The organism is Mesorhizobium sp. M7A.F.Ca.CA.002.05.1.1 (genome assembly GCF_003998335.1).
In the GTDB taxonomy this organism is placed as follows: Bacteria; Pseudomonadota; Alphaproteobacteria; order Rhizobiales; family Rhizobiaceae; genus Mesorhizobium.
The window spans coordinates 1-7403 of record NZ_RZQI01000235.1; the positions used below are offsets into that span (position 1 = coordinate 1).

9 protein-coding genes and 1 pseudogene are annotated in these 7403 nt (G+C 61.3%); 2 read left to right on the plus strand and 8 right to left on the minus strand.

Features of this window, described 5'->3' with window-relative positions; genetic code table 11:
- Positions 1 to 210: 210 nt before the first annotated feature.
- Together EN939_RS14215 and EN939_RS14220 are read left to right on the plus strand one after the other, a co-directional pair.
- Positions 211 to 1125 carry a carbohydrate ABC transporter permease gene (locus EN939_RS14215; RefSeq protein WP_127268510.1) on the plus strand — a complete coding sequence of 305 codons (915 nt, stop codon included), beginning with the start codon at positions 211 to 213 and terminating at the stop codon, positions 1123 to 1125.
- Positions 1126 to 1184: 59 nt separating this feature from the next.
- Positions 1185 to 1718, plus strand: coding sequence for a hypothetical protein (locus tag EN939_RS14220; protein WP_127268511.1), 534 nt, complete (start codon positions 1185 to 1187; stop codon positions 1716 to 1718).
- Positions 1719 to 1729: 11 nt separating this feature from the next.
- Here the strand turns inward: EN939_RS14220 and EN939_RS14225 are convergent, their stop codons facing one another.
- The 8 genes and pseudogenes from EN939_RS14225 to EN939_RS14260 all read right to left on the minus strand — a co-directional run.
- Positions 1730 to 2323 carry a hypothetical protein gene (locus tag EN939_RS14225; protein ID WP_127268512.1) on the minus strand — a complete coding sequence of 198 codons (594 nt, stop codon included), beginning with the start codon at positions 2321 to 2323 and terminating at the stop codon, positions 1730 to 1732.
- Positions 2320 to 2910, minus strand: coding sequence for a L,D-transpeptidase (locus EN939_RS14230; protein ID WP_127268513.1), 591 nt, complete (start codon positions 2908 to 2910; stop codon positions 2320 to 2322). The genes EN939_RS14225 and EN939_RS14230 overlap by 4 nt, the downstream gene beginning before the upstream one ends.
- Positions 2894 to 4057: an AAA family ATPase gene (locus tag EN939_RS14235; protein ID WP_127268514.1), complete on the minus strand. Its 1164-nt coding sequence runs from the start codon at positions 4055 to 4057 to the stop codon at positions 2894 to 2896. Before EN939_RS14235 ends, EN939_RS14230 begins: the two co-directional genes overlap by 17 nt.
- Positions 4054 to 4668, minus strand: a complete 615-nt coding sequence (locus EN939_RS14240; RefSeq protein ID WP_127268515.1) for a TadE/TadG family type IV pilus assembly protein — start codon at positions 4666 to 4668, stop codon at positions 4054 to 4056. The genes EN939_RS14235 and EN939_RS14240 overlap by 4 nt, the downstream gene beginning before the upstream one ends.
- A gap of 2 nt (positions 4669 to 4670) precedes the next feature.
- Complete coding sequence (locus tag EN939_RS14245; RefSeq protein WP_127268516.1) at positions 4671 to 5195, minus strand: TadE/TadG family type IV pilus assembly protein; 525 nt, start codon at positions 5193 to 5195, stop codon at positions 4671 to 4673.
- A gap of 5 nt (positions 5196 to 5200) precedes the next feature.
- Positions 5201 to 6685: a TadE/TadG family type IV pilus assembly protein gene (locus tag EN939_RS14250; RefSeq protein ID WP_127268517.1), complete on the minus strand. Its 1485-nt coding sequence runs from the start codon at positions 6683 to 6685 to the stop codon at positions 5201 to 5203.
- A gap of 69 nt (positions 6686 to 6754) precedes the next feature.
- Positions 6755 to 7030 (minus strand): hypothetical protein, encoded by a 276-nt coding sequence (locus EN939_RS14255; protein ID WP_245473089.1) that lies wholly within the window; start codon positions 7028 to 7030, stop codon positions 6755 to 6757.
- A gap of 4 nt (positions 7031 to 7034) precedes the next feature.
- A pseudogene (locus EN939_RS14260) lies at positions 7035 to 7403 on the minus strand (type II and III secretion system protein family protein); the annotation flags it as partial.

The window sequence follows — 7403 nt, forward strand, 5'->3', positions numbered from 1 at the left end:
GTACCCAGCTGTCGCTGGCGGCTGGCGGCCAGGCGACTTCGGAGGCAGCACTGAAGGCGGCTTCCGACGGCTTGCAGGGGCTCCTCGACAAATAGCGGTCCGGCTCGGCCAGGAGATCCGGCGCGGCGGTGTCAGCCGCGCCGGATCTTGTCCAGACCCCGGATCTTGACCAGACCAGGAACGCCACACCCCGACCAAGGCTCGGTTACGATGTTCAACGCGATCAAAAAAGGATTGGCTGCCCGTGGCCGCGAATGGCGGACCGGCTGGGCCTTTGCCTTGCCCGGCCTGCTGCTGCTGGCGATCGTGATGGGCTTTCCGCTGGCCTATGCCTGCATCCTCTCAATCTCCTCGATGACCTTGATCAAGCCGCAGCTTCTGCCGCTTGTCGGGTTCAAGAATTTCGCCTCGATGATCGGCGATGAGCTGTTCTGGAACGCGCTCTGGCTCACCGTGCGCTATTCGGCGGTGACGGTGGTCGGCGAATTCGTGATCGGGCTCGGCATCGCCCTGATGCTCAACCGGACGGTCCGGATGAAGCCGGTCTATTTCGCGGTTCTGACCATTCCCATGGCGATGTCGCCGATCAGCGTCGCCCTGATCTGGCGCATGCTGCTCCAGCCCAATCTCGGCATCGCCAATCATCTGATGGAAACGTTTGGCCTGCCGCGCCTCGACTGGCTAGGCACGCCAGGCATGGCGCTCTGGACGATGGCGGCGATCGACATCTGGCAGCAAATGTCCTTCGTCGTGCTGATCCTCGCCGCGGGGCTCGCCGCTTTGCCGCGAGATCCCTATGAGGCGGCTGAAGTGGATGGCGCACGCGGCTGGCAGCAATTCTTCTACATCACCCTGCCGATGCTTCGGCCGGTCGCGGCGATCACCATCATCATCCAGCTGATCAACGAGTTCCGGACCTACGATCTGCCTTATGTCCTGACCAAGGGCGGGCCGGGCAACGCGACCGAAGTGCTGAGCTTCTTTGCCTATCGCCGTGCCTTTCTCGGCCTTTCGCTCAACGAAGGCGCGGCAGCCGCCTTCGTGCTGCTGCTGATCGTCCTTCTGCTCACCGTGATCTTCTTTGCCGTCCTCGAACGCTCGCAAACGGGAGAGGGCCGGAAGTAGGCTGTTAAGCCTTGAGCAATCTATACAGCCTATCCTGGCTTGCAGATTGTCGAGGGAACATGAAACGCCAGCCGCTTCTGCTTTTCGCCTTTCCGTTTCTCATTCTGGCGGTCCTGGCAGGGGAGCGCATGGCGACCTTGTTGCTGGGCGCCTATCCGGCCAGCCCCACCGCATGGTGGCTATGGCTTGAACTGCGCCCTCTGTCGACGGTACTTTGGCAGCAGGTCGATGTCTGGCTGGGCGGCTCCATGGCTATCGACGCCGTCATTCTTGCCGCCGCAGCGATCGTCTGCTGGGTGGCGTGCCACGCCAAAAGATCGGCATCCTCGTTCCTCGCCAACCATGTCGCCCTGATTTTCGCTGGCCTGATGATCGCCGTCGGCAGCCATTCGGAAACGGCCAGCACGATTGCCGAATTCACCTCGCCCAAGGGTCTTCCGTATTCGCTGGCCGTCGATTTCACCTTGAAGAACAGCCTGGTGCTGCTTTTTGGCATCGTGGCCTGTGCCTACTGCCACATCGCCTTCCTCACTGAGGCGCGGGAGCGGTCCGTCCGGGCCATCCGCATCCTGGCGCTGCAGCGCGATCTCTAGAGCAATGGCGTCTAGTTGATCCGGCGGTAATAGACCTTGCCGTCGGGCTGCTGGATGCGCTGGTAGTTGGAGCTTGGGGCAGGGGGCGAGGCCGATGCTATTCTCTTCCTGGGTGCGGGTGCTTCGATGACGCCGGGCTCGCTCGCGCTCTCGCCGTCGAGCGCTTCGGGCGCTTGCGCCAGCGTGCTGGTGGCGAATTCGGACGGTTCTTCCGCACCTGGCATGGCCTCGCCGCCGGCGACCGGCATAGTCTGCCCCAGCCGGGCAATGCCGGCATCGATCTCGTTGAAGCTGCCTTGCAACTGGCTGTCCAGTTTCTCGAACCGGCTCTGAAAACCGTTGTTGACCGTGTCGAGCCGGGCCGCGATCCGCTGCTCGAACGCGCCGAGCTGCTCCAGCCGCGCTTCGACGAAGCGCAGGTCGCTCATGCCCCGATAGAGATAGACCGCGGCCGCCATGTTGACCGCGGTGATAAGAAGCGCGCCACCGGCGACGATGACGCCGATCGTCTTTGCCTTGCTGAATTTCTCGGTGGCAACCGGTTCTCGCTGTTCCTGGTTTCCGATATCGATCGCCGGCATGTCCGGTTCGCTGATCATCGTCATTGGACCACCACCTTTGCGCCGACAGCGACGCGTTTGAAAAGATCGATCACATCCGTGTTGGTGAGACGAAAACAGCCCGATGTCCCATCGAAGCCGACACCCGACGGGTCGTTGGTGCCGTGTATGCGGTAGAGCGTGTCGCGCCCGTCCCGCGACAGGTAGAGCGCCCTTGCGCCGAGCGGATTGTAGGGACCGGCGGGCACCATTTTCGGCAGCTCCGGCTGGCGGGCCCGCATTTCCTGCGGCGGGCGCCACTCCGGCCATTCGGTCTTCGCCCCGACCTTGACGATTCCGGTCCAGCCGAACCCGTCGCGCCCGACGCTGATCTGATAGCGCAGCGCCTGGCCCTGGCGGGTGACGAGGTAAAGCGCCTTCTCGTCCTTGCGGATGACGATCGTGCCCGGCTGCTCGGCGGTTCTAAAGGCAACGGCCTTGCGCAGGCTGGGCCCCATCGCCGGCAGCGGCGGCCGCTCCGAAAGCGCCGATCGCGCCTCGGCGAAGTCGTGGACGGACAGCGCCAGCGCCATGCCGAGCGCGCAGGCGCCGGCGAGCTTCGGGGCGATCCGATATCTATCGGGCAGCGTCATCGAGCCGCTCTTTGAACATCCGCTTCAGATCCTTGTTGAAGCGCGCACGCCCATCCACTTCGGAAGGCGGAATGGCCCTGTTCAGCGCATCGGTCAGAAGCGCGTTGTCGAGCGCGACCGACTTGATGTGCGGCGCCTTGAAGATCTTTTCGAGCTCGCTGCGCGAAAAATGGTTCCCGAACCATTTGCGCTTGTGCTTGTTGGCGACCAGCGTGATGCTGACCGCATTGCCGCGCAGCTCGCGGATCTTCTTGTAGAGCCGCTTGCCTTGCCGCAGCGACGCGACATTGAGTTCGAAGACGATGAAGATCTCGTCGCTCGTTGACAGCACGGAATTGTGCCAGGGCGTTTCGAGATTGGGCAGGTCGATGACGATATCGTCGAAGCGGTAGGCGACGAGGTCGAGCAGCCGGAAGACGAAGTCGCTGCCATGCGGCTCGAACGGCAGTTGCGGCCGCTCGAATGCGTAGAGGGTGAGGCCGGACGGGCGCGACAGCTTGATGACGTCCATCAACTCGACATCGAGCCGTTCCGGCTGGCCGATGATGCCGGCAAGGTCGAACTGGTTGAACAAGTTGAGATAGGCGCCGCAATTGGCGCTCTGGAAATCCAGGTCGACGAGACAGGTGGACGCCGCGCGCTCAGCCGATTTCGACGCCAGGAATTCGGCCGCCGACAGCGCCAGCGTCGTGGCGCCGGCGCCGCCGCTGGCGCCGATGAAGGTGATGATCCGGCTCTTCGTTCCCTGGTTGCCGGTGTCGTGGAAGGTCACGGCATTGAGCAGCTCCTTGCCGTCGAGCGGCTTGTGCAGCCAGTCCGAGGCGTTCATGCGCACCAGCACGCGCGTCTGCTCCGAGCTCAGCTCGTCGGAAACCGCGATCAGCGGCACGCTGGCCCACAGCGCGCGCGCCTCGACGATGCCGGGCCTGCCGAGCAGCTCGCCATTGCCGAGATCGAGGATGACGATGCCCGGGCGCGTATCGGCCGGCGGTCCCTTGAGGAAGTCGCTCGTCTCGGAAACCCTGACGTCATAGATCGCCAGCGCATCGAGCCGCGTCGCCACATCGCGCTTGAAATTCGGGTCCGACGAAAACAGCGCCACCTGCTTGCGCTTGGTCGGCGTAACCTTGGTGTTGATGGCATTCATGACGCGGTGCTCTTCAGATCTTCGCCCGTGACCGTGCTCAGCATGGAGGGCATGGTGATGTTTGCAAAACTCAAAAAGAAGAACTGGAAGTTCACATTTTGGAGGCTGACTGAAATAGTAGGAACGTTTCCTGCGGCTCGCGTCTGATAGCCAAGTCCCGTAGCCGAATAGCGGATGACGACATTGGCTGGCAGCAGCAAGGGGTCGAAGTCGCACATGCCAGGACGACTGCCGGCCACCGGGCCACATATTCCGTCGTCACCTGCAAAAATTCTGCTGAAATTTGTTGCTGACCACACGCCGGCAACACAATGGGCACCTGTGCAACTGCAGGTCGAGGTTGCGCCATTGCAAACATAGGCAAAAGAATTCGCGACAACGGGAGATCCCGGTGTCGTAGTCGGGCCAGCCGTGGAAATCTGCGGCGCGACCGGATCCGAGATTGAGGCTAGCCGTGCACCGGCCTGGACGGCCTTGGTGGCCGAGTTCCACTGATATAATGCATAGCCGAAATCGACGAAGCCGAAGACAAGGGCAAACAGCAGGGTCGAGACAATGGCCATTTCCACTGTCGCCGTGCCGTCCTCTGATTTTGCGAAACGCTTGATCATGATCAGAACCGGATCAACCGCTCCTCGTGAAAGCCATTGAGGGTGATCGGCCCGATACCGAGCAAATACAGTATGCCGACCCCGCTGTAACCGAAGGTGCCCGCCGCCCTGACGATGCAAACCTGTGCGGTGGTGGACCGATATTGAGTGACGCCGGCGACCACGGCATCGTGACAAGAGCCTGAGGCGGCGATGGTCATCGTCACATTCGCCTTCTGCCAGCCGGCGATGCGCGCGGGTGCTGTCCCGGTCGCGTTGCCGAACACCGCGATGTTGGTGGCAATGTCGGCGCAGTCGATCGTCAATCCAGCATTGGTGTACAACTGACTGTTGCAGCGCGCCGCAAAGCGGGCACCGTCCGAAAGCCCGGCTTCCATCAGCAGCTTTTCGTGGATCAGATTGCCGAATTCAAAGACACCCGCCGACAGGATCAGCATCAGTGGCGCGATCAGCGCCATCTCGACAAGCGCCGTCCCACTTGGATCGCGTCTAAATCTATGCAGATGGCGGTAGAGCGTTGCGATCATGGCCGTCACCGGTAGAGCTGGGCTTCGTCGCGAAGAAAATTGTCGAGCGTGCCTTGGCCGCCGCGCCCGGTGATGTCTACAAGCTCGACTCTAATGGTCTGATCTGGGCCGCTCTCCACAGGTTCCGTGATGAAGAAACTGCCGAAGGCCTCGACCGGTAGCGGCTCTGAGGAGTTGCCTCCTGACATCAACCCGGCGGCTACCAGTGCCTGACAGTTTAAGATGGCGCCGTAGAGGAGTCGTCGGTCCGGATCGGAAACGCTGTTTGACGAACAGGCTGGGGCGCCTAGCTCGCCACCATTCGAAGGGTGATTTACGATGCCCTGCGAAATCTCGTAGCGATAGGCGCTGTAGCGGGTCGGCTGATTTGTATTGCTGGCAGGGTTTATACCATCTGCCCCGATTGGCTTTGGAACGGTTACCGGGTTTGTCGTGGTGTTGAAATTGGTATTCCAATATTGGTCGAAATCCCAATTCCCGTCGCCGATGCGTCCGTTGACTACCGGGTCGCGTGGCAAGGCCTGGAAATTTGTCGGCTGCGCCGGGCTGACTTCAGCGGCATTGCACGCGTTACCTTGGGTCCTGTAGCCCTTCCGCACGTTTTCACCTGGCGCAAAATTAGGGTCGTTTCTATTGCCGTTCATCGGTCCATCGTAGACGTCGAAGCGAACATTCAATGCATCGCGAACCGTCGCAAGGAAGCCGGGGCGCAGCAGCACGCCACGTTGATCGTAACATGCCTGCGATTTTGTCATGGCGATCATATCCCTGATGGCGTTTGCGCCAGATCCATTCGGCGGTTGCAGGAAGCCGTAGTTTCCAGGCGAGTTCTGCGCCGAACTGCCGCCCTGCTGGCGCAGCTCAATCATGCGGCGGCGCTTCGCCGGGTCGGCGGCGACGTCAAAGAGGTTGTCAGCCGTATTCTCGTAGGGATTGCAGATGTACACCGGGGTGAAATCGCAGACGCTGGAGGTGAAGCCGGCGACCGACACTGCCCCGATGTTGAACGATCCGTTGGCGTTCGACGACAGAAAAGAGACGGGGAAGATCGCTGCGAACCCTACGGGCGTTACTGTGACCTCGATGAAGCGAGCTTGCACGGCGCCTGCGACCTCGTCGGTGATGACATTGGCTGCGGTGATCGGAAGATTGTCGGTCGCCGGAATAGATCTCAGATAGCGCCTGGTTACGCCGGCTGCCAACAAATCCTGCGGGCCGGTACCACCTGTCGAGAAATTATATCTGTTGAAGACCAAGGTGGACAGCGCGCGGTCTGCCCGCGTGATGCTATCAGGCCGGCCATCAAGTTCGGCAGCAGCGGCAAGCGAGAACGAATCGGCGCCCTTTTGCAGATCATTATGCAGATTGTTCGCCCTGCTCATATCGATGGCGAGCAGCGAAAACCCGATAATCGCCGGCAGGGTAATGCTGACGAGGATCAGCGCTATTCCCCTCTGGTCCTGCCAGAACGCGCGAAAGGTCCGCAGCATGGCCTTACTCTTTGCTCCCCTGACGCCGGTCGTCTTGCCTGGCGCACTGAAACCGCATCCCTGTTCAGTTCACTGGTTCGTCACTCCCGACCCGCCGACATTGACCGTGATGGCCGGCGGCGGCGGCGGTGGTGGTGGAAATCTGTAGTTCTGAGCAACACCGGCGGCGCGCGCACCGTCACCCTCGATCCTGGTGTTGTTGGAGGCCGGATTGAGCGGGTCGACCGTTTGCAGCATCGAATTGAACTTCTGCGTGTCGCCGGCAGCCAGGGTCACCGAATCATAGTGGTTCAGATAGTCCGTGGCACAGCCCGACAGCAGGCCGGTGCCCAGGATGAGGATCAAGGCGCTATTTCTTGACATAGAGCATCTTGTCCTTCGATTTGAAGTCGAGCATGTGGCCATAGGGGCCGGTTACGCCTTCGCCCAGTTCATATTTACGGACCATATCCTTGGTCACTTCAAGCTGTCCGAGCACGAAGAATTCGGGATCGTTGGCGGGCCGTGTCTTGTCGAACGGCGTCGCCAACTGCTCGCCGGGCTTCACCGGCCGCACGATGTGCGGCGTGACGATGACGACCAGCTCGGTCTCTTCCTTCTGGTTGCTCGAATTGCGAAACAGCGTTCCGATGACAGGCACCTGGCCGAGCCACGGCACCTGGTCCTGGAGCTTGGTGGTCTTGCTCGACAGAAGCCCGCCTACGGCGAAACTCTGGCC

Coding starts and splice junctions, on each gene's coding strand:
- EN939_RS14215 (WP_127268510.1), top strand. CDS start 211: ATGTTCAACGCGATCAAAAAAGGATTGGCTGCCCGTGGCCGCGAATGG.
- EN939_RS14220 (WP_127268511.1), top strand. CDS start 1,185: ATGAAACGCCAGCCGCTTCTGCTTTTCGCCTTTCCGTTTCTCATTCTG.
- EN939_RS14225 (WP_127268512.1), bottom strand. CDS start 2,323: ATGACGATGATCAGCGAACCGGACATGCCGGCGATCGATATCGGAAAC.
- EN939_RS14230 (WP_127268513.1), bottom strand. CDS start 2,910: ATGACGCTGCCCGATAGATATCGGATCGCCCCGAAGCTCGCCGGCGCC.
- EN939_RS14235 (WP_127268514.1), bottom strand. CDS start 4,057: ATGAATGCCATCAACACCAAGGTTACGCCGACCAAGCGCAAGCAGGTG.
- EN939_RS14240 (WP_127268515.1), bottom strand. CDS start 4,668: ATGATCAAGCGTTTCGCAAAATCAGAGGACGGCACGGCGACAGTGGAA.
- EN939_RS14245 (WP_127268516.1), bottom strand. CDS start 5,195: ATGATCGCAACGCTCTACCGCCATCTGCATAGATTTAGACGCGATCCA.
- EN939_RS14250 (WP_127268517.1), bottom strand. CDS start 6,685: ATGCTGCGGACCTTTCGCGCGTTCTGGCAGGACCAGAGGGGAATAGCG.